We start from the raw sequence: 20546 nt of genomic DNA, 5'->3' as shown, positions 1-20546 counted from the left end.
CTGCAAAGAATCGTCTCTTTTTACGCGGAGTGTTTGCCATTGTAGCGTTTCACGGAACTAAGCAAAAGGGTTTTATAAAGGATAAAATGAGAATCTGAGTTCGGAGGAGCTTCTTTTAGGAGATTGTATAGAGATCCATAACAAAACTTTTTTCAACCTGGGTTTTTTTCAAGAGATGCCCTACAATAGATCCTTATTTTTTTAGTGCACAGCTAGCAACAAGCTTGGTTGTTCTATAGAACGGATCGCAGATCCGTGCGACACGGTTCATGGTGGCGGTCAAGGCGTTGTTATTCGCTTGTACTCTACAAACCTGTTGTTTAAACCCTGTTGTGACATGGCTATTTTCTTAATTTTCCTGAATGCTTTCATCTGGTCCTCTTCGTTTGCTTTAAGCAAGTCGGCAATGGAAGCTGCAGCTCCTTTATTTGTGACAGGGAGTCGAATGGTATTGGCCGGAGTAGTTCTTTTTGGGCTGCTATTATGTAAACGCGAGTCTCTTCGTCTGCCGCGTCCAGCTATCATGCCTATAGTATTGCTCTCCGTTATCGGTTTCTATTTAACTAATGTATTGGAATTTATTGGATTGCAGGGGCTTTCATCCTCAACAGCTTGCTTTATTTATGGATTTTCACCTTTCACAGCCGCTTTTTGTTCTTACGTCCAGCTTAGAGAGGTCGTTACTTGGAAAAAGCTTGGGGGATTAAGTTTAGGGTTAGTCAGTTACCTTGTGTACCTGCTGTTTGGAGGTAGCGAAGATGTAGCTGAGTGGGGATGGCAGTTAGGATTACCGGAACTCTTATTGATAGCAGCTACCTGTCTTTCTTCTTATGGTTGGACTTTGCTCAGAAAATTAGGGCGAAGATGTGAGTCGCTATCCATGACCGCGATTAATGCGTATGCTATGGTCATCGCAGGGGTGTTGTCGTTAATACATTCTGCTGTCACCGAAGTTTGGAACCCTGTGCCTGTGGAAAACCCTTTATTATTTCTACAGGCGATAGGTGCTTTGGTGATTTTTTCGAATTTGATTTGCTATAACTTGTTTGCTAAGTTATTGCGTTCTTTTTCTTCAACCTTCCTGTCCTTCTGCAATTTAGTGATGCCTCTATTTGCTAGCTTTTTTGGTTGGCTGCTTCTTGGAGAAAGTTTCCCTCCTGGGCTATTGTTTGCTGTGGGTTTTATGGTGTTGGGTTGTCGGCTTATTTACCATGAGGAATTTCGCCAAGGATATGTGCTGACTTCAGAGTAAAGAAAAACCGTAGGGCCCTTTTAGGATGCCTACGGTTCTGAAGCTGAGTTGCAAATAAGAGCGAGAAAGAAAGTCGATTAGTTAAACATAGAGGCTGTCGTTTGCAGAGCAGAGTCCGAGATGCTTTGTAAAGTTTGCAGTGCGGAATTAAAACTCTGTTGAGATTGCTCTTGGAGTTGTTGGGCTTGCGAAGCATACTGGGCTTGAACTGAGTTAAGAGATTTGAGCTCCTCTGCGCGAGCCTCTGCCATACCAGCCATTCTTTGTTCTTGGGCTACCTGCGCTCCGATCACCCCTCCGACGATCCCATCGATCCCAGCCGTGAGACCGTGCACCATTTGTGAGATGTTCATAGCAGAAGACAAGGCTCGCCCTGCAAATTTAGCTGCGCGTGTCCCTTGCGTTTTCACAACGTTCATTCCACGAGACACTTTTTCAGACCAGCTAGGAGTGTTCAATGCCTGACCGAATAATCCTCCTGCACTCTTACTAGCTGTTTGAGAGAGGGTTTTCGAGGCGCTTTCTGCCATGTTTTGCGTAAGTTTTGTAGCTGCGGATGAAGCTGCAGAAGCTGCTCCAGAAGTGGCTTTAGCTCCAACTGCAGTAGCTGTACCAGCTACATCATCCAGTGCGCTGGTGGCTGTTTTTGCTAAGGAACTGGTCGCAGAGGTTGCCGCGCTTGCAGTTTCATTAGTGAAGGCTGCAGATTTTAACCCTCCCAAACTCTTCGAGGCGGATAAAATCCCTCCTCCTACAGAGACCGCGAATCCTACTATGTTCGTAATCCCTGAAATCAAACTCTGCTGAGCTTGTAATTCCGTAGCTTGGGCTTGGTGGTTTGCTTGTGTCCGAATAGCATTTCCGATCTCTGGAGCCATAGCTACCTGGTTCTGGATAGCTTGGTTTTGTTGTTGGAAGGACGAAGACCAGGATTTAGCACTTGCTTGTGCGAGTAGGGTCATAATCAGCCCCATGAGCGCTAAAGTTCCCATTCCTTTCCGTAGAACAACCCCATTGACTTCTGTTCCGGTAGGGGAAGGAAGGGTGGCGGATCCATCGCTATTAAAGCCAGAATCTCGTGCACCGTGAACGGCTTGTGCAGTTGCTGTTTGGCTAGCCTGAGCTACGGATGTTGTGGTTGATGTTCCGCTACTTGCCTGTGCTTTTTCACTCTTTCCACTTTTTGATGTTTGATTGGCAGTAGCCTTTTTACTTCCCCCAGTCCCTTGAGCGTCTTGCAGTAAGTCTTCAAAACTGGCGTCAACGTTTTCTTGTTTAGCGCCGGCTACCTGACCGTTTTTTCCTGTTGAAGCTGCGGATGCTGAGTTAGCATTTTGGGTGAGCTGAGCTAACAATGAGGGATCTGGAGCATTATCTCCACGTACTCCTGTTGTCATAACACACGATCTCCATCAAAAAATTAATAGTTAAGCTGCGGCGGCTAAGGCGCCACTTATTGCGGACAAAGCTTTCGCTATCTGAGCTCCGGTTTTGGCCGCCTGCTGTTGCGTTTCACTAGGGCTTTCTGTTTGTTTAGCTGCAATTTTACTTGCTTGTTGCCAGAACAATGTGAAAGCTTTCATCATTTCAGATTGAGCTGTGAGAGCTCCGACTTCTTTTTGAATTTGGGCCAGTTCTTTCTGCATGTCTGACAGCTGCAGACTAGTAATCCCGGATACGAGTTGAGGAACTGCTGTAAGAGCTCCTACTCCTAAGGTTACCCATTTACTTCCCAAAGTGTTGATAACTTTGGAGAGTTTAGGGAACGATTTGCTAACAGCATTTTTCCCTGCGCTGAAAATTTTACCCACGTTTTTAGCAAGGGTTTTCACAGCCGCCTTAACAGCTTGCTTAATGGCTTGTTTGATCCCTTGTTTAATCCCTTGTTTAATAGCTTGGACGATAGCCTGTTTAACAGCTTGAATAATAGCTTGTTTAACCACTTGCACGACTGCTTGCATAGTCACTTGTGTAGCGACTGTTGTAGCTACAGAAGTTGCTGTCGTTGCTGCTGCTGTAGCTCCAGCCGCGGCTGCTGTGGCTCCTGCAGCAGCAGTTCCGATCAAGCCAAGACCGCAAGTGAATAATGCGGATACTACAGAGATCACAGTAATAGCCACGGTAACCCCAATCATCACTTTGTTAACGGTATCCATGGTAGAGTTGGTTCCAGACTTTTGCTGGATCTCTTGCATTTTTTTGAACTCTTCACGCTCTTTATCAATTTTAAGGCCTTGAGATTCTAGAGACATTTTGTTCATGTTCGCAGATTGCGACTGCGTACTTTGGAAGTTCTCCAATGCTGCTTGCGTTGACTCTCCAAGAGCGGTAATTGCTTTTGCTAATGCAAGGCTAATTTCCATTACTTCTTGACGAGGTGTCGTTGAAGGTTTGGGTAGTCCTGGAGTTTCTAAGTTCGTCAAGGAAAGCTCGTTAGTAGCACCCATAGCAGAGGATACGATGCTTTGAATTTCTTGTAGATGCGTGGCATCTACAGATGACAACGAACTTAAAGAAGATAGCTCTAAATATTTGCTAGTATCTTCTATGCATTGTTGCGAGCTAGCTCCTTTAGATGCGCTTTGGGTTAGGGATGTCGCATCGGCAGATGCAGTTTCTTTCCCTGCAGCTAATCCTTGCTGCTCTATAAGTTCTTGTCCTTCTATTTGAGAAGCAGAAGCTGCGCGATCTTTTCCAGCAGTTCCGGCAACAGCGACATCGCTTTCCATGCTTAGGTCATCGCGATTTTGTCTCGTCTGTTGAACTTGCTTAACCTGATTGTCGGTTAATTTATCTGCATTAGGAACGCCTTGAGGAGTCGAAGCTATGACTTGCGACAAGACATTCTTAAGGTTGCTACTATCGGAAGACGAAGAAGATGAAAGGGACATATAACCTCTCTAAAAACTCTTTGTAAGACGAGACGATTATTTCTCATCAGCAATATGTTTATTTACGGTTTCCGTAAGGTGTTTTAAGCCGAGGAATATACTAGAAATTTCTTGAGATAACTGGGCTTCCTCTTTAGGATTGTCAAACACCCCTTTTGTCAAGGTTTCGACAGGAAGAGAGTCTAACATTCCGCTGAGTGCTGCCATCATTTTGGCTAATTGTTTCTCATCTTGTATTTCTGAGAACATCTGCGCTAAAGGCAAGTCTTGAGAAAAAGAAATCATCGCATTTTGCAATTCTTGCAAAGCAGGAGATTCTTTTTTCGAAACATACGCAGGTTCTACTTTGGGTTTGGAAGAAGTGTGTGCTTGCTTGTGCTTATGTTTTTTACTCATGGTTTAGTCCCTGCTTTTACTTTGCTTTTTTCTTGTTAGAAGCAGCTTTTTTAGCTTTTGTGTTTTTAGGAGAGGAGGCTTGTGTTTCAGAGCCTTTTGCAGATTTCTCTTTTTTCAGCACGGCATCTAAAGATTGCTTCATAATGCTGCAGCGATCTTTAAGAACTTTATATTCCGGCTTGTTCTTACACATATCGATCGTAATATCGAGGAAGTCTTGAGATTCTTCGGGTTGGTTTAGCTTCATCAAGCTATCGGCGATGTAGTAAGGAGGGATGGGGTTTTCGGGTTGAGCATCGAAAGCTAGGAAGAAACCAAAAGCGGCTTCGTCATACATTTTTAGCTGGTGATAGCAAGAGCTAAGACCTAAGATGTATTTGTAGCATTGAGGTTTGGAGGCTGTTAAGATTTGGAAAAGACCGATAGCTTCCTGATATTTCCCTTGGGAGTAGAAAGTATATGCTACGGTGTAGATTTCTTCAAGGAGGACGTCGGAGAGACCTAAAATTTGCTGAAGAGTTAATCCGTTGCTTAACCCCTGTAGGATGTCCATGAGAACTTGTTTTGTCTCCTCTTCCGTAGGAACAGGATATTTTTGTTCCAAATCCTCAGCTTTTGCTTTTTTTTGTGCAGCAATCTCGGCCAAGCGGCTACGTGATTTTTTATTAAAAGAGGCCGAAGGTTTTTTAGAATTATTAGAAGATGGAGTGCTCATCGCGATAATTCCTAAAAAAATAAAAATAACAAATTACTACTAACAATATTAAATTCTAACGATCTGATTTAACAAGTTAATTAATAAAAACGTTTTTAATATTTTGCTTTTAATAAAACATAATTAATTCTTTTTGCGTAAGTTAACATCGTGCAGCAGCGTGTGTCGTTGCCTTGCAATTTTTTTTAACAGGAGGTACCGTTACCTCCTGCGCGAAAGGCTTGGACTTCACGCTTTCTCTCGTGCTGTCTCTCACTGAATAGTAAAGTCTTAAAATCATAGCGGAGATGCTTTGTGTCGTTATCGCCTTCTCGGATTCGTTTATTAGATAGTGTAACGGTTAACCAGATCTCTGCTGGTGAGGTCATAGAAAATGCAGCTTCTGTAGTTAAGGAGCTGATTGAGAATTCATTAGATGCAGGCGCGGATGAAATTCATATCGAAACTCTAGGTGGGGGTAGAGGCCAGATTGTTGTGCGAGACAATGGAGTGGGGATGGATCCAGAAGAGGTGCCGGTGGCGCTTCAACGTCATGCCACTTCAAAGATCGCTCATTTTGCTGATATCTTTTCTCTCGCTAGTTATGGGTTTAGGGGAGAAGCTCTGCCCTCGATAGCCTCGATTTCCAAAATGGAGATCCATACGGCTCGTGCAGGAGGATTGGGGTCTAAGACGTTGATTGAAAAAGGCGAGCCTGTTTGCTGCGAGCCTGCTCCTAGACAGCAGGGAACGACTATTGCGGTCCACTCCCTTTTTTACAATGTTCCCATGCGACAATCTTTCCAAAAATCTCCGCAGATGGATCGGTTGGCCATTCGTCGTTTGTTGGAAAATAGTGTTCTTTCTTCAGAAGGTATTGGGTGGACGTGGATTAGTGAGTGTCGTCAAGAACTCTATGTGGCTAAGAAACAAGGCTTCATAGAGCGTGTAGCGCTAGTCTTGGGAGAGTCTTTTGTTCAAGAAGCATTCTTTATTGATAAGCAGCAAGGGGATCTTCGGGTGCTAGGATTTTTAGGCTCTCCTAACCAGCATCGTTCTACTAGGCAGGGACAGCGGCTTTTTATTAATAATCGTGCTGTAGAGTCGTCTTTCATATCTAAAAAGGTAGCGGAAGCTTATGCTTGGATGATCCCAGCACAACGCTACCCTATATTTGTATTGAAGTTATTCTTGCCGCCTATGTGGTGCGACTTCAATGTGCATCCTCAAAAAACAGAGGTACGGTTACTACAGGAAGGGCAGATTAGTAATTTGCTTGTTGAGGCAATTTCAGAGGCGTTGTTGCGTCGATCACCCTCTTTGGAAGAGACTGTGTTGAAAGTCCCTACAGAAAAAATCCCTATAGAAAATGAGGGGATCAGCGTTCCATCTATTCGTCCTGCGATTGTCTCTGCCCCGCTTTCTTGTCCTACTTTCTCGCAGCAACCCTATTTGAAAACAGAGATGGCCACGATTGTGTCTAGAGACTCTGCCTCGAGTTCTCTTTCTGTTGTTGAGAAAGTACGCTTTCTTACATCCCTAGGTAAAGTTCTTTTAGTCGAAGATTCTGAAGGGGTCCATGTTGTATTTGTACAGGCTGCGCGTAAACATTTGTTTTATGTTTCTTTATTATCCGAGCGTTTAGAGTCGAGGTTAGCCTGTCAAACGTTTTTACTTCCTTCATCTGTACAGATGACTAAGTTGGAAGCAGACTTTTTACAGATGCGTTTGGAAGCTTTGACTGCTTTAGGAATCGAATTATCGCGTATTAGCCCAGACAGTTTTGCAATAGAAAGTGCGCCGCCTTTTATTCAAGAAGAAGAACTGAAAGAATGGATTGTTGCGCTAGCTCAAGAAGGAGCTCTGCATGTAGGGGAGTCTTTTGAACAACTCGTTGAAAATACTGTTCAAAAGTTGGTTTTCTCTAGAAATGCAAGAGCATTCGATTATGCTTGGCTTGATATTTTGTGGAAGCTTGGCAAGCCTGAAAAAGCGTTTGACGGAGAGATGATACGTCGGTTAGTTTTGGATGACGATTTTATGTAGGAGATAGGATATGAATCAAAATCCGATCAAACGACTGCAAGATTCTCTAGTGGAGCGCGCACTTGATGCTTTTTTGATAGAGAAAGACGAGGATATTAGCTACTTTTTACAAGATCAGGCTCGATCAGGAGTTTTATTGATCACTCGTGATGAAGCAGTATTGTTTGTGTCTCCATTAGATAAAGATCTCTATGCTCGTATCCAGGATGTGGTGCTTGTTTCTTATTCTAAAAGTGTGGATCAGGAACTCGGCAGTTATATCGAAAATACAGGGTTAAAAACGATAGGCTTTGACAGCGAGTATACTCCTTACGGGATAGCACAAAAACGAATGAACAGCGGGTATGCATTTTCTCCGCAAAGTTTAGTTGCGGAGAAGTTACGTTGTGTGAAAAGCACGGAAGAAATCCAAAAAATGACTCGAGCTGCGGAAATAGGTTCTGCAGGATATGATTTTGTTCTGGCTGCATTACGCCCAGGGATTACAGAAAAAGAACTGGTTCGGATGCTTCACGTCTTTTGGGCTAACCTTGGTATAGAAAAGGTCTCTTTTCCTCCCATTATTGCATTTGGTGAGAATGCGGCTTTCCCCCATGCAATTCCAACGAATCGATCTTTGAAAAAGGGGGATGTGGTGTTGATCGACATTGGCGTTTGCTATGAAGGATATTGTTCAGATATGACTCGAACGGTGGCATTTGGAGCGACTCCAGAACAGCAGCTATTGGATGGATACGTTGCGGTTGCTGAGGCTCAGCGTGCAGCCATAGAGTTCTGTCGGGCAGGAGTGCCTTGTCGGGATGTTCATAAGGAAGCTGTGCGTATTTTACGTGCACATGGAATGGAGAAAGCGTTCATTCATGGGCTAGGGCATGGCGTGGGAAGAGAGGTCCATGAATACCCTAGGTTATCGCCTTTTTCGGATGCCACGCTACAATTGAATATGGCTGTGACTGTAGAGCCGGGGGTATATTTCCCTGGTGTAGGTGGGATCCGGATTGAAGATACGATCATGATAGGTGTGAATGAAAATTTAAATTTAACAAACCGAAAGGTCTCTTCCGAGATAATTATCATTTAATTTCATATAAAAGCCGATTTTTTTGTTTTTTAACAAAAAAACGGCTTTTCTTATTTTCTTTTGTAAAAATTGATTTTTTTTCTCAAATCAGTTACTTTATACAATTCTTTTTTGTTTCTCTGTTGTTATGCGCCAACTTCATTTCTTTTTTTATCAATGGATAAGAGGCGCCGCCTTGATAGGCGCGATCGCCGGAGTATGCTCTCCTCTTACAGCAGAGGAGAAGCAGCTTGCGTGTTCAGGGGCTTGGGCGCTACAAGACTTTTCTATCGAGGAAGAACTCCCGGATTTACGGAATCAGTTTGTGTTCCTTGGCTGTAATAAGCGTCCGGATGCGCGAAGTGGTAAATTTTTTTTAGAGCTTGCGACCACTAATGCGATTCAAGAAGTTTCTTTAGGGAAAAAGGTTTTTCTTCGACAAGGGCCGGACGAAGAAACACTCGTTTTTAGTGCTGAGCCTACCCCTCTATGGTTGGAGTGTCGGCCTTCTTCGGACGGGCGTTCTTTGGATGTTGTTGTTCGTATGAAAGGCGCTTTAGGAGGGGCTATCTCTTCTCCTAAGGAGCGCGCGCATTTTTCTTTATCCATGGCACCTAGATGTTCGCAGACATGGGAAATTGGGGGAATGCGAGTGGAGCCTAGTATCGCTGTAAAGCAGCGTATCCGCTGTGTGGGAGGGGATAAGTTTCTTCTTATGCATGGAGGGGCAGATTATGTCATACAGGCTGCCAAAGAACGAGTAGATTTCGAGTCTTTATCTGGGGAAGCGTATAGCCAATATTTGGCTGTTGGAGATGTGCTTTTATGGGATCAGGATCGATGGGTTCCTTATAAGACTTTCCAAGGAGATGGTACTAAAGTCCCTCTTCTCGAAGTCAAGCGTTTGGATGATCGGATGATGGTGATTGAGCTGTGGAGCATCGATGGGTTGATGAGCCAGCAGATCACGCTGGTGAAACAAGTTTCTTCTCCTATTGAAATCGCAGAGTTGGTGAAGGAGTTTTCGTTTGTGGGTATGCGAACATGGTCTCGCCCTATTATTACAGCAGGGAAAGATCGTTTGGTTCTTTCTGCAGATGATTGGGTCATCCATACAGGGGAGCGCTGGGAGAGGGTAACTTCAAAAAGACAATTAGAAGATTACCTATCAGGTAAGCTTCGGAGCCCTCTTTTAGTTTTTGAAAGAATTGATAAGGAAGACGGGGAATTTGTTTTCAAAGGACATGTATTTAATACTCAGCGCACAGTTGTTGAGACGATCTCTTTACCGCTTAAGCAGGTTCTAGAGACTGTTGCACAGAGTCATTTAGGTCAGGAGAGTGGGACGAAAAATTCTCGTATAGGGGGAGGATCTTAGGTGAAAAATATTTTGGGCTATGGGTTTCTAGGGACTTTTTGTTTGGGAAGTTTGACGGTTCCTAGTTTTTCCATCACGATTACAGAAAAATTGGCTTCTCTAGAAGGAAAAACGGAATTGCTAGCCCCTTTTTCGCATATTTCATCTTTTAATGCTGAATTGAAAGAGGCAAATGATGTTCTCAAATCTTTATACGAAGAAGCTTTGTCTCTCCGTTCTCGAGGAGAGACTTCGCAGGCGGTATGGGACGAGTTGCGAAGCCGATTGATCGGCGCTAAACAACGGATACGTTCATTGGAAGATTTATGGTCAGTAGAGGTTGCAGAAAGGGGAGGGGATCCCGAAGACTATGCCCTTTGGAATCATCCAGAAACTACGATTTATAATCTGGTCAGTGATTACGGAGATGAACAGAGTATCTATGTGATTCCTCAAAATGTTGGGGCGATGCGTATCACAGCCATGTCTAAGCTAGTGGTCCCTAAAGAAGGATTTGAGGAATGTTTGTCTTTGCTTTTAATGCGGCTGGGTATTGGGATCAGACAGGTTAGTCCTTGGATTAAGGAGCTGTATTTAACTAATAGGGAAGAGTCTGGTGTTTTAGGTATCTTTGGATCTAGACAAGAGCTAGATAGCTTGCCTATGACGGCACATATTGCTTTTGTACTTTCTTCTAAAAATTTAGATGCACGAGCGGATGTACAAGCTTTGCGCAAGTTCGCAAATAGCGATACCATGTTAATTGATTTTATAGGGGGGAAAGTTTGGTTATTTGGAGCTGTCAGCGAGATTACCGAGCTCCTTAAAATCTATGAATTCTTACAATCAGACAACATTCGACAAGAGCATCGCATTGTTTCTTTATCAAAAATAGAACCCTCAGAAATGCTGGCTATTTTGAAAGCAGCTTTCCGAGAAGATTTAGCTAAAGAGGGAGAAGATTCTTCTGGAGTGGGATTAAAAGTGGTCCCTTTACAAAACCATGGACGCTCGCTTTTCTTAAGTGGAGCTCTTCCCATCGTTCAGAAGGCAATAGATCTTATTCGGGAACTAGAAGAGGGGATAGAGAGCCCTACCGACAAAACGGTATTTTGGTATCATGTCAAACACTCAGATCCTCAGGAGCTTGCAGCGCTTCTTTCTCAAGTACATGATATTTTCTCAAATGGTGCTTTTGGGGCATCTAGTAGTTGTGATACTGGCGTAGTCTCAAGTAAAGCGGGATCCTCTTCGAATGGATTAGCGGTACATATAGATACGTCGCTGGGGAGCTCCGTAAAAGAAGGTTCTGCGAAATATGGGAGTTTTATTGCAGATTCCAAGACCGGAACCTTGATTATGGTTATTGAGAAAGAAGCTTTACCCAAGATCAAGATGTTGTTGAAGAAACTGGATGTGCCCAAAAAAATGGTACGTATAGAGGTTCTGCTTTTTGAAAGAAAACTATCCAATCAACGTAAATCTGGATTGAACCTATTGCGTTTAGGAGAAGAGGTTTGTAAGCAGGGAACGCAAGCCGTTTCGTGGGCAAGTGGGGGCATTCTGGAGTTCCTGTTCAAAGGTGGAGCAAAAGGGATTGTTCCTAGTTATGACTTTGCTTATCAGTTTCTCATGGCGCAAGAGGATGTCCGTATTAATGCAAGTCCTTCCGTCGTGACTATGAACCAAACCCCGGCGAGAATTGCGATTGTGGAAGAAATGTCAATTGTAGTTTCTTCTGATAAGGATAAAGCCCAATACAATCGAGCTCAATACGGGATTATGATTAAGATTCTTCCCGTTATTAATATCGGAGAAGAGGATGGGAAGAGCTTTATTACTTTAGAGACCGACATCACGTTTGATTCGACTGGGAGAAATCATGCGGATCGTCCCGATGTTACACGCAGAAATATTACGAACAAGGTTCGGATTCAAGATGGCGAAACGGTCATTATTGGGGGGCTTCGTTGTAATCAAACTATGGATTCTCGTGACGGGATTCCATTTTTAGGAGAGTTGCCAGGAATAGGAAAATTATTTGGTATGGATTCTGCTTCGGACTCACAAACAGAGATGTTTATGTTTATCACTCCGAAGATTTTGGATAATCCTAGTGAGACAGAAGAAAAATTAGAATGTGCTTTCCTGGCTGCTCGCCCCGGGGAGAACGATGATTTCCTCAGAGCTTTAGTAGCAGGACAGCAGGCTGCTAAACAGGCTATAGAAAGAAAAGAGTCTACCGTATGGGGAGAAGAATCCTCCGGCTCTCGAGGAAGGGTGGAGTATGATGGACGGGAATAAAGGCACTATGCAAGATCTGGTAGATCAGCTTCCCTACTCTTTTTTAAAGAAAAATTATTTGCTGCCTGTAGAGGATTTAGGCGACAAGATCGTTTTTGCAAGGCATTTGAAAAAAACTCCTTTGGAGGCTTTGGATGAGGTGCGGTTGATCACGCAAAAACCTCTTTCATTGGTTTCTAAGGAAGAAGCAGAAATTATTCATGGATTGCAAAAGCTATATAGCGATAAGGACGGGAAAGCTTCCGAGATGCTACAGTCTATGCAGGAAGCTGTAGTGCCTGAATCGGAAAGTGATACCACAGAACTTCTTGAGAATCAAGAGAACAGTGCTCCTGTAGTGCGGTTACTCAATCTGATTCTTAAGGAAGCTATTGAAGAGCGAGCCTCGGATATTCATTTTGACCCTGTGGAAGATCTTTTACGTATTCGTTACCGCATAGACGGTGTTCTACACGATCGCCACGCTCCCCCGAACCATTTACGAGCCGCTCTTATTACTCGTATTAAAGTGCTTACCAAACTCGATATCGCCGAACACCGACTGCCTCAAGATGGTCGCATTAAGTTGCAACTAGGAGGACAAGAGATCGATATGCGTGTCAGTACGGTCCCTGTCATTCATGGAGAGCGGGTGGTGTTGCGCATACTGGATAAGCGCAATGTAATTTTAGATATACGCGGCTTGTGTATGCCTCCTAAAATGGAGACCTCCTTTAGAAAAGCGATAGGAGTTCCGGAAGGGATTCTATTAGTAACAGGTCCGACAGGAAGTGGGAAGACGACCACTTTATATAGTGTCATACAACACCTTTCAGGTCCTTTTACTAATATCATGACCATAGAAGATCCTCCAGAGTATAAACTCCCCGGTGTCGCTCAAATTGCTGTGAAACCTAAAATAGGACTAACCTTTTCTAAAGGACTTCGCCATTTGTTAAGACAAGATCCAGACGTTTTGATGGTAGGAGAAATCCGGGATCAAGAGACTGCGGAGATTGCCATTCAAGCGGCATTGACGGGGCACTTGGTAGTGTCTACTCTTCATACGAATGATGCTGTTTCTGCAATCCCGCGTCTTTTAGACATGGGAGTAGAGCCTTATTTATTATCCGCAACAATGATAGGGGCTGTCGCTCAACGACTCGTCCGTAGAATTTGTACGCATTGCAAAGAATTCTGTGTGGCCGATGTGCAAGAACAGGCTTTATTAAGAGCTCTAGGGAAGGATCCTTTCGCTCCTTTATGTAAAGGACGTGGATGTTCACAGTGCTTCCGTTCCGGATACAAAGGAAGACAAGGGATCTATGAGTTTGTCGATGTAACCACAACACTCCGTTCTGAAATTGCTTTAGGGAGACCTTACCACATTTTACGAGGTGTTGCGGAGCGAGAAGGGTATTGCCCTCTGCTAGAGCATGGAGTAGAACTGGCTCTTGCTGGGGAGACAACCCTTTCCGAAGTTTTGCGTGTGGCAAAACGGTCAGAATAGCAGGAGGGGATATGGCTAGGTTTCTTTGTACATATCTTGATCAGTCCGAGAAAAAACGACGTTCTTTTGTAGAGGCTTTCCATCAGCGAGAGGCAAGAGAGCTTCTTGCTGCTCAAGGAGCTCGCATTCTGGACATTCGAAAGGTGCGAGAGAGAAACTACCGTGTCACAACTACAGAGCTGGTTATTTTTACTAAGCAATTAGTGTTATTATTACGATCGGGGATCTCCTTATACGATGCTTTGACTTCATTGCGAGATCAGTATCAGGGACGTGCGCTGGCTGGGGTTCTCACTTCTTTGATGGAAGCTCTACGTTCCGGTGGGGTCTTTTCAGAAGCTCTAGCGAGGTTCCCGCATATTTTTGATTCTTTTTATCAGAATAGTGTGCGTTCTGGAGAGAGTATTGGGAATCTAGAAGGCGCTTTAATGAATATTATTAAAGTGTTGGAAGAGAAGGAAAAACTATCCAAAAGTCTTGCTGCAGCATTGAGTTATCCAGCGATCTTATTGGTATTTTCTTGTGCTGTTGTGGTGTTCTTTCTAATAGGGGTCATTCCTACATTGAAAGAAACTTTTGAAGATATGGAGATGACAAGGCTCACAAAAGCTGTTTTCTCGTGCAGTACATGGTTTTGTAGGTACAAGTTTCTTGTTTTGCTGGGAGGAATAGGTGGAGCGATATCCCTACGCATAGTCTGGAAAAAACGGATAGGGAAAAGGACTCTAGAGGCAATTATCAAGAAGATCCCTATTTTGCGTAGTCTGGTGATTAAAATAGGATTTTGTCGATTTTGTTCCGTCACATCTGCTGTTTTGCAAGGAGGCGGGAATTTGATCGAAGCTCTGACATTAGGATGCGAGGCCGTATCACAAGACTTTTTGCGCGAAGAGCTACAAGAAGTGATCCAAGCAGTTGTTCGTGGAGGATCTTTGAGTCGTGAGCTATCTCATCGTACATGGACGCCAAAACTGGTGATTGGGATGGTTGCTCTAGGAGAAGAATCCGGGGATCTTGCGGTGGTATTCGCGCATGTCGCGCAAATTTATAACGAGGATATTCAAAGGGTATTGACTTGGGTAACTGCCTGGTGTCAGCCCATAGTTCTTGTGTTGCTAGGCGGTTTTATTGGATTGATTATGTTATCAATCCTTCTTCCGTTAACAAGCGGTATTCAAACGTTTTAACTACAGGAGGGAAACTGTGAAGAAAACAAAAAAAAGAAAACAATCCATTACGTTAGTGGAAATGATGGTTGTCATTACCCTCATTGGTATTATTGGTGGAGCCTTGGCTTTTAATATGCGAGGGAGTTTGCAAAAAGGGAAAATCTTCCAAACAGAGCAAAATTGCGCTCGCGTGTATGACGTCCTTATGATGGAATATGCTTCCGGAAATTTGTCTCTAAAAGAGGTCATCGCAAATAAGGAAGCGATTTTAGAAGATTCTGCGTGGTGCAAGGAAGGAAAGAAACTTCTTAAAGATGCTTGGGGAGAAGATCTTCTTGTTAAAATGAATGACAAGGGTGACGATATTGTTGTGTTCTCTAAGAAAGTAAGGAATGAACAGCGAGGGTAAGGGGACGGAAATGGCTTTCAAACGAAAACGTTGTTTTTTACTAGTAGAGGTGCTTCTTTCTCTCTCCCTTCTTTGCACAGTGTTAATTCCTAGTGTGGTGTTTTATACACGGATCACTCGTTCGTTTGAGGAAGACATTTTTCGCTTACAGCTTCCTGCATGCATCGATTACTGTTTTTTTGCGGTGGAGGACGCCATATTTCAGCAAATGGATAGAGAAGCTCTCTCCCTGAAAGGGGAAGGAGAGCTTGTTGGGATGTATGTGTATACGAGCATGGGAGAAGCTATCAAGATCCCTTATAGCTATACGCTATCCCTCCTAAGAGAAAAACGTAACGCAGACGGCAGGCTTTTGTGTTCGGTCGACGCTACGGTGGACTTATTCCCTGGCCAGAAAAGGGGAGCCGCTGCACAGAGGTGTTTATGTTTAGAAAGATAAAAAAGAAACGAGCATTTTTACTTTCAGAACTTCTCATCGCTTGCGTGCTTATCAGTTTGCTGCTCGGCTCTTTAGGGTATTGGACACGGAGGATATGGATATCTCATAAAGAGAAAGAGCACGTGTATAGAATCTTTCTCAATGAGAGCAAGACGTATCGATTTTTAAGAGGTACCTTTTTATCCACTATTGCCATGGAAGCTCAGGAAGAGTTAGTTTTTTCTTTCGATCGGGGAGTGTATGTCGATCCTCACTTAGCAGGTGTTGTGCAAGGGACGTTACACTATGACCCCATCACTCAGGAAATTTCTCTAATAGTAGCGAGTGAAAGAGAGGAGGCCCGTCAGGAGAAAATTTCCTTATGGACGCATGTTCTTTCTATGGAATGGAAAGTTCTTAGATATCAAGGTCTAGGAGAGGGACCAGATAGAGTGTACTTAACACTAGTAAGGAAGGTTGGGGCCTTGCCACCAAGAACCCTTTCCTATATTTTTGCTGTGGGTAGATAGAGCCTATGCATTTTATTTTCACACTACTATGTTTAACCTCGTTGGTGACCGTGGTATCTTTGGATGCTGCCGGAACTCGTAAGAGAATTTCCTATGCAAAACTTCAAGAAAAGGAAGAAGTAGCTTTTTCTGCGCAACAATCTGCTATTTCTGAAGTGATCTACAGAGATAAAACGAAACGATTGTCTTCCCAGGCGAAAAGAGCAGAGCCTCGTACGCAAGATAAGGAGCGTGATAGTGTCGTTGTTCGGCAGAAGCGCTATCGACTGTTAGAAATCCCTTTTTCTCGGCCGCCAAATAATTCTAGGTTCAATCTTTATTCTTTGCTGAAAGAGTCTCCGGAGAATTATGGAGATCCTTCTTCAGCATATGCTATTTTTGCTAGGTTGCTACAAGGACTGTATGTGCAGTCAGAGCTCATTCCTCAAGGTGCGGAGTATCGTGTTATAGAGGCTTTGCTTGCTCAAAAGGATGAGATTATTTCTCGAGCTCGAGAGCTTGGTTCGGATTGTCTTGAGACGGTAGTCCTTCCTGAAGAGGAAGCCGGTTGGTTGTACAAGATGCTAAAAGGCACTAAGACAACGCGTTCTTTATTGCATTTTCTCAACTATGAAGAGAAAAATACCAATCAGGGTAGGTTGAATTTATTGTTCACAGATCCCGTTATTCTTCAAGCATTTATCAATGATTCTAAAGCTTATTCTGAATTAGAACGTGTACGGCAAGAGGTTTGGGAGAGCGCGCGACAGCAGGAGTTGGCTATTAAAGCTTATGGGCAAGCTGCTGCATTAGAAATTTTTAAAACTAGAACGGATTTCTGCACAGAGTTGCAAGACAAAACGCAGGTAATTCTCCATCGATATGATCTTCTTTCTTTACTGAACAAGAAGGTTTTTGATTACACATTAGGGACTGCTGGGGATTATATTTTTGTGGTAGACCCAGAAAATGAAGGGGTTAACAGAAGTCGTTGCGTTTCAAGAAGAAAAACTAATTAAATGGTTTTTTATGTTTATATTTAAATTATCTTTTGATAATTGTTTAGTACGAGATTAATTTAATAAAAAGAAAAAAATCAGGTATGGCTTATGGCGGACGAGATGCAAAAAGAGAGCTCCTCACAAGAACCATCGGCCTCTAAGTTTGGTTCTCTAAAACAAAAAGTGCGTGATTTGCACACAAATCCAAAGGTCGGGGGGATGAAGAGGTTTTTATCTCGACATGCTTGCGAAGCCATCAGTGGTGCTTTGATTGTTTTTGGGATTATAGCGAACTGCGTATCTTGGGTCGGAGGGTTATTTGTTGCCTCCGGGATAGTCTTAGGGTTTTATCCTGAGATATTAGCTGTGCTACAAAATCTGCAGAGCTATTACGCTAAAAACGGGCCTATTAAAAATGCTTTGGTATGCGGGGTTGCGCTCTTTTGGTTAATCAAAGCTCCTTCGTTTGTTCTGTCTTTTATCGTGCTTTGTATTATTGTAATTTTACTTGCTCAAGGGCAGCATAAAGACACGACTTCTCGTCATGAGTAAGGCCATATAGCAACAAAGACTACACTTACGTGGTGTGAAGAACTCCCTCTTTTTTGGAGGGAGTTCTTTTTTTTTATATCACAAAACTTTAGGAGGATGAGCTCCGAAGAGCATAGTAGGGATTTCTTTGAACCATGCCAGAGTGAAATAATCAATTTGTTTCACAATGAACCACCAAGCCAGTGTTAGGAATAACAATCCCATAAAGGCTTTCAGTGCAGAAAGTAGGTAGATGACTTGTACCTGAGGAGCCATTCGGTTGATGATCCCTAGGAATAAATCTGACATAAGCATAGCCACCGCTGCTGGAGCGCTCAACTGTATGGTCATAATCAAGCACAATTGGCACATTTTTAATATCGCGATCCACATAGGAGCTCGTAGCGACATCATGCTCTCAGGGAAAACAGCATGAAGAGGGATGATCTCAAGCGATTGTAAAAGAACAGAAAGGATAATACGATGTCCTCCTGCGAGCCAGAAAACGATAGTCACAAAATAATGATAAAAGATCCCGTGAGGAGAAGTTTGTTCTATAGATACGAGAGAGGTAGCACCTTCTAATCCTTGTATCCCTTGCTGGTTGGTAATAAAGGATCCTGCAGACTGGGCAGCATAGAAGGGAAAAGAGAACAGAAAGCCGATGAGTACGCCAATCAAAATCTCCTTAATAAGAAGGATATAGAAAATATCTAGGTCTTGGTAGTGGACGATCGTAGAGTCTTGTATCACCTGAGGTAGCAGCAATCCCATCCAAGAGAGCGCTATCCCAATTTTAATTGGTGACGGGAATAGTTTAGCTCCTAAGAACGGGATGATCGACAGCATAGATAATATGCGTGCCGCTAGCAAAAGAAAGACAGTCCAAACGTAATCGGCTGGCTTTTGGAATATATAATCGATATAGGAAGAGCCGAGCCCTGAAAGAACCTCGGGAAGCGTAGCCATGGCAATCTACTTCCATTTGTAAAAATTTTGGAAAATCTGCGCAGCAAACCGTAAAATCATGCTACACAGCCAGCCTCCAGTAATCATTAACGTTCCGAAAATGACAACAAGCTTAATAGCAAAAGCGAAAGTTTGCTCCTGAATTTGTGTTGCTGCTTGGAAAATAGCCACCATAATCCCAACGACAGAAGCCAAAATAATAGGAGGAGCTGAAATGATCAGAATTAATAAGAGGGCTTCATATGAATATTCAAACAAAATCGATTTGAAACTTGTTGCAAGCATCAGCATAGGAAAGTCTCTTATTTAAAGCTAATCATCAACCCTTCTAGTAGCAAGGTCCATCCGTCTACCATCACTACAAGGAGCAGTTTAAGAGGGAGAGAGATGGATAGAGGGGAAAGCATCATCATTTGCATAGCAACTAGGACGTTTGCCGTGACCAAATCGATGACAAAGAAAGGGAGGTAAATCAAGACTCCGATCTCAAAAGCATTTTTAATCTGTCCCATGATGAAAGCAGGAATGATGATCATGAAGTCAGAAGGCGTTAATTGTTGGCGAAGTTCTGGAGGGAAAGTCTTTTGTGAAATTTTGTAAAAGCTTTGGATCTGAGGTTTAGGTGTGTTTTTAATAAGGAAAGATCGCAGAGGTTCTTTCGATTTGTTCAAAGCAACAAATACTGTTTCAGCTCCTTCTGCAGAAAAAAGATCTCGAGGGACAGCACTCGACTCGATACCTTTTTTAGCATCATTATACATAGCTACTCCTGTAGGGAACATAACGTAGATCGATAGAATGAGAGCAATCCCATTGAGGACTTGGCTAGGAGGTGTTTGTTGTACTCCCAAAGCATTTCTAAGGAGAACTAGTGTAATAATGATTTTTAAATAGGAGGTCAGGAGCATAACCAGGAAAGGAGATAACGCAAGAAATAGAAGGATAACGGCTTGCGTAGTCAAATCTGGATACGTTTCTGAAAAGGCTCCGGAGGAAAGATCTTCTTGAGGAGGTAGCAGGTGTTGAGCTTCTACCGTTGGTCGATAAGATGGACAACGAAAAGGCTTTTCAGTTTTTTCTGGAGATGCTGGAAGTTCTTGCTGAGGAGCGGTCGCGCACGGAAGGCAAGAAGAGGCGCCTTGTGCTGCGGAACAAGTACTGGCGAAGCTATAGGGAGCGCTAAGAATGCAGAGAAAGAAGAAAATTCGAACAATCAATCGCATAAAATCCAATACCTAGTCTTTCTTGCTTTGAGGCTGATCTGTTGTAGAGGCGTCCGCAGGTTTTTTATGTTTTAGGATGGCAGAGAAAGCTTGTTCCAGGGCAGCGAGTTGCACATCAAGCTGAGCATTTACAATTCCGGTCTCTGTTTCAATGATACAACCTCCAGGGGATACACTGGCTTTGGGAGAGAGTAAAAGCACATCTGCATATTCCACGAGTTTTTTTAACTCAGGACGATGTTGTTCGACAATGGCGAGATCCTGAGGATTGATGTGGATGACAATCCGTTTATTCTGCGTGAGGTCTTTTAAAGACTCTGAAATGATAGAAACCACAGTTTCTGGTTTAGTTTCTAATTCCTTGCCGAGGATCTTTTTGATGCTAGCAATCGCTAAAGGCACGAGGGAGGCTTTAATCTGTTCTCGCATCGCTTGTGTTTCTGTAATAAGAAAGGCGAGCTGTTTGCTCCAAGCTTTGCTTCCTTCCTGGAAGCCTTGATTCTTAGCCTCTTCCCTTAGCTTTGCGCATTCTTCATGAGTATTCTGTGTATAAGCTTCACAATCTTCTTGTGTTTTCTCCAGAAGTTCTTGGGCAGTTAACACCGCAGTATAGGCGTCTGGGGAGAGAACTTTTTTATTAGGGACGACCTCTTGGTCTTTATATATTAAACTGAAAAATTTCATCCTTCTGACGAGGTAGGGATCCTTTGGCAAAGCCAACAGGCAGGGAACCTCGCTCCTTTGCTCGTTACTTTATTCCCAACGCGATGAGGCATGTCATTTACTAGGGATAGCCAGACAAGGATCGCATTCTTTTTTACACAGAGA

The 20546-nt window shown here is 43.3% G+C and carries 20 protein-coding genes; 12 read left to right on the top strand and 8 right to left on the bottom strand.

The genetic code is table 11. The features are described 5' to 3' along the window. The first annotated feature begins 337 nt into the window (after positions 1-337). Positions 338-1252: an S-adenosylmethionine/S-adenosylhomocysteine transporter gene (locus CTA_RS03140; RefSeq protein ID WP_024067230.1), complete on the top strand. Its 915-nt coding sequence runs from the start codon at positions 338-340 to the stop codon at positions 1250-1252. Positions 1253-1329: 77 nt separating this feature from the next. On the opposite strand, the gene copD is transcribed toward CTA_RS03140, so the two are convergent. Genes copD through scc2 form a run of 4 tightly spaced genes read right to left on the bottom strand, consistent with a single transcriptional unit; the run spans position 1330 to position 5254 of the window. Then, positions 1330-2649: a type III secretion system translocon subunit CopD gene (copD, locus tag CTA_RS03135; RefSeq protein ID WP_011324779.1), complete on the bottom strand. Its 1320-nt coding sequence runs from the start codon at positions 2647-2649 to the stop codon at positions 1330-1332. Between the two features lie 30 nt (positions 2650-2679). Beyond that, positions 2680-4143 carry a type III secretion system translocon subunit CopB gene (gene copB, locus CTA_RS03130; protein WP_011324778.1) on the bottom strand — a complete coding sequence of 488 codons (1464 nt, stop codon included), beginning with the start codon at positions 4141-4143 and terminating at the stop codon, positions 2680-2682. Positions 4144-4179: 36 nt separating this feature from the next. Continuing rightward, complete coding sequence (locus CTA_RS03125; RefSeq protein ID WP_009872761.1) at positions 4180-4539, bottom strand: hypothetical protein; 360 nt, start codon at positions 4537-4539, stop codon at positions 4180-4182. Between the two features lie 16 nt (positions 4540-4555). Continuing rightward, entirely contained in the window at positions 4556-5254 is a 699-nt protein-coding gene (gene scc2, locus CTA_RS03120; RefSeq protein WP_009871941.1) for a SycD/LcrH family type III secretion system chaperone Scc2, read from the bottom strand. A 294-nt stretch (positions 5255-5548) separates the two neighbouring features. Here scc2 and mutL point away from each other — a divergent pair, with 294 nt between their 5' ends. The 11 genes from mutL to CTA_RS03065 all read left to right on the top strand — a co-directional run bounded on the left by mutL (position 5549) and on the right by CTA_RS03065 (position 17547). Continuing rightward, positions 5549-7279 (top strand): DNA mismatch repair endonuclease MutL, encoded by a 1731-nt coding sequence (gene mutL, locus CTA_RS03115; RefSeq protein ID WP_009871940.1) that lies wholly within the window; start codon positions 5549-5551, stop codon positions 7277-7279. A gap of 10 nt (positions 7280-7289) precedes the next feature. Further along, the gene (locus CTA_RS03110) at positions 7290-8360 is read left to right on the top strand and encodes a M24 family metallopeptidase (RefSeq protein WP_009871939.1); all 1071 of its coding nucleotides are present in this window, start codon (positions 7290-7292) and stop codon (positions 8358-8360) included. A 127-nt stretch (positions 8361-8487) separates the two neighbouring features. After that, on the top strand, positions 8488-9717 hold the full coding sequence (locus tag CTA_RS03105) for a hypothetical protein (RefSeq protein WP_011324777.1): 1230 nt from the start codon (positions 8488-8490) through the stop codon (positions 9715-9717). Further along, positions 9718-12000, top strand: coding sequence for a type II secretion system protein GspD (locus CTA_RS03100; protein WP_011324776.1), 2283 nt, complete (start codon positions 9718-9720; stop codon positions 11998-12000). Beyond that, positions 11984-13489 (top strand): GspE/PulE family protein, encoded by a 1506-nt coding sequence (locus tag CTA_RS03095; protein WP_011324775.1) that lies wholly within the window; start codon positions 11984-11986, stop codon positions 13487-13489. Before CTA_RS03100 ends, CTA_RS03095 begins: the two co-directional genes overlap by 17 nt. An 11-nt stretch (positions 13490-13500) precedes the next feature. Continuing rightward, positions 13501-14676: a type II secretion system F family protein gene (locus tag CTA_RS03090; protein WP_009871935.1), complete on the top strand. Its 1176-nt coding sequence runs from the start codon at positions 13501-13503 to the stop codon at positions 14674-14676. Between the two features lie 16 nt (positions 14677-14692). After that, entirely contained in the window at positions 14693-15067 is a 375-nt protein-coding gene (locus tag CTA_RS03085) for a type II secretion system protein (protein ID WP_013984810.1), read from the top strand. Then, positions 15051-15506, top strand: a complete 456-nt coding sequence (locus tag CTA_RS03080; protein WP_009871933.1) for a hypothetical protein — start codon at positions 15051-15053, stop codon at positions 15504-15506. Before CTA_RS03085 ends, CTA_RS03080 begins: the two co-directional genes overlap by 17 nt. After that, complete coding sequence (locus CTA_RS03075; RefSeq protein ID WP_009871932.1) at positions 15491-16015, top strand: DUF1494 domain-containing protein; 525 nt, start codon at positions 15491-15493, stop codon at positions 16013-16015. The genes CTA_RS03080 and CTA_RS03075 overlap by 16 nt, the downstream gene beginning before the upstream one ends. Before the next feature lie 5 nt (positions 16016-16020). Further along, positions 16021-17013 carry a hypothetical protein gene (locus CTA_RS03070; RefSeq protein ID WP_011324774.1) on the top strand — a complete coding sequence of 331 codons (993 nt, stop codon included), beginning with the start codon at positions 16021-16023 and terminating at the stop codon, positions 17011-17013. A gap of 90 nt (positions 17014-17103) precedes the next feature. Continuing rightward, complete coding sequence (locus tag CTA_RS03065; protein WP_009871930.1) at positions 17104-17547, top strand: hypothetical protein; 444 nt, start codon at positions 17104-17106, stop codon at positions 17545-17547. Positions 17548-17625: 78 nt separating this feature from the next. Here CTA_RS03065 and cdsT read toward each other — a convergent pair whose 3' ends face one another. From cdsT to cdsL, 4 genes are read right to left on the bottom strand one after another with little or no spacing between them, the layout of a single operon-like run. Beyond that, on the bottom strand, positions 17626-18495 hold the full coding sequence (gene cdsT / locus CTA_RS03060; protein ID WP_009871929.1) for a type III secretion system protein CdsT: 870 nt from the start codon (positions 18493-18495) through the stop codon (positions 17626-17628). A gap of 6 nt (positions 18496-18501) precedes the next feature. Continuing rightward, the gene (gene cdsS / locus CTA_RS03055) at positions 18502-18786 is read right to left on the bottom strand and encodes a SctS family type III secretion system export apparatus subunit CdsS (RefSeq protein WP_009871928.1); all 285 of its coding nucleotides are present in this window, start codon (positions 18784-18786) and stop codon (positions 18502-18504) included. A gap of 11 nt (positions 18787-18797) precedes the next feature. After that, the gene (gene cdsR, locus CTA_RS03050; protein ID WP_009871927.1) at positions 18798-19718 is read right to left on the bottom strand and encodes a SctR family type III secretion system export apparatus subunit CdsR; all 921 of its coding nucleotides are present in this window, start codon (positions 19716-19718) and stop codon (positions 18798-18800) included. 12 nt (positions 19719-19730) lie between these two features. Beyond that, positions 19731-20402, bottom strand: coding sequence for a SctL family type III secretion system stator protein CdsL (gene cdsL / locus CTA_RS03045; protein ID WP_011324773.1), 672 nt, complete (start codon positions 20400-20402; stop codon positions 19731-19733). Between the last annotated feature and the right edge of the window lie 144 nt (positions 20403-20546).

It is taken from the genome of Chlamydia trachomatis A/HAR-13 (assembly GCF_000012125.1).
GTDB lineage: Bacteria > Chlamydiota > Chlamydiia > Chlamydiales > Chlamydiaceae > Chlamydia > Chlamydia trachomatis.
This window is presented reverse-complemented; position numbering and strand designations above follow the sequence as displayed.

Excerpts from the sequence above, each read along its gene's own strand:
- CTA_RS03140 (WP_024067230.1), top strand. The coding sequence starts at position 338 with ATGGCTATTTTCTTAATTTTCCTGAATGCTTTCATCTGGTCCTCTTCG.
- copD (WP_011324779.1), bottom strand. The coding sequence starts at position 2,649 with ATGACAACAGGAGTACGTGGAGATAATGCTCCAGATCCCTCATTGTTA.
- copB (WP_011324778.1), bottom strand. The coding sequence starts at position 4,143 with ATGTCCCTTTCATCTTCTTCGTCTTCCGATAGTAGCAACCTTAAGAAT.
- CTA_RS03125 (WP_009872761.1), bottom strand. The coding sequence starts at position 4,539 with ATGAGTAAAAAACATAAGCACAAGCAAGCACACACTTCTTCCAAACCC.
- scc2 (WP_009871941.1), bottom strand. The coding sequence starts at position 5,254 with ATGAGCACTCCATCTTCTAATAATTCTAAAAAACCTTCGGCCTCTTTT.
- CTA_RS03110 (WP_009871939.1), top strand. The coding sequence starts at position 7,290 with ATGAATCAAAATCCGATCAAACGACTGCAAGATTCTCTAGTGGAGCGC.
- CTA_RS03105 (WP_011324777.1), top strand. The coding sequence starts at position 8,488 with ATGCGCCAACTTCATTTCTTTTTTTATCAATGGATAAGAGGCGCCGCC.
- CTA_RS03095 (WP_011324775.1), top strand. The coding sequence starts at position 11,984 with ATGATGGACGGGAATAAAGGCACTATGCAAGATCTGGTAGATCAGCTT.
- CTA_RS03090 (WP_009871935.1), top strand. The coding sequence starts at position 13,501 with ATGGCTAGGTTTCTTTGTACATATCTTGATCAGTCCGAGAAAAAACGA.
- CTA_RS03080 (WP_009871933.1), top strand. The coding sequence starts at position 15,051 with ATGAACAGCGAGGGTAAGGGGACGGAAATGGCTTTCAAACGAAAACGT.
- CTA_RS03075 (WP_009871932.1), top strand. The coding sequence starts at position 15,491 with ATGTTTAGAAAGATAAAAAAGAAACGAGCATTTTTACTTTCAGAACTT.
- CTA_RS03070 (WP_011324774.1), top strand. The coding sequence starts at position 16,021 with ATGCATTTTATTTTCACACTACTATGTTTAACCTCGTTGGTGACCGTG.
- CTA_RS03065 (WP_009871930.1), top strand. The coding sequence starts at position 17,104 with ATGGCGGACGAGATGCAAAAAGAGAGCTCCTCACAAGAACCATCGGCC.
- cdsT (WP_009871929.1), bottom strand. The coding sequence starts at position 18,495 with ATGGCTACGCTTCCCGAGGTTCTTTCAGGGCTCGGCTCTTCCTATATC.
- cdsS (WP_009871928.1), bottom strand. The coding sequence starts at position 18,786 with ATGCTGATGCTTGCAACAAGTTTCAAATCGATTTTGTTTGAATATTCA.
- cdsR (WP_009871927.1), bottom strand. The coding sequence starts at position 19,718 with ATGCGATTGATTGTTCGAATTTTCTTCTTTCTCTGCATTCTTAGCGCT.
- cdsL (WP_011324773.1), bottom strand. The coding sequence starts at position 20,402 with ATGAAATTTTTCAGTTTAATATATAAAGACCAAGAGGTCGTCCCTAAT.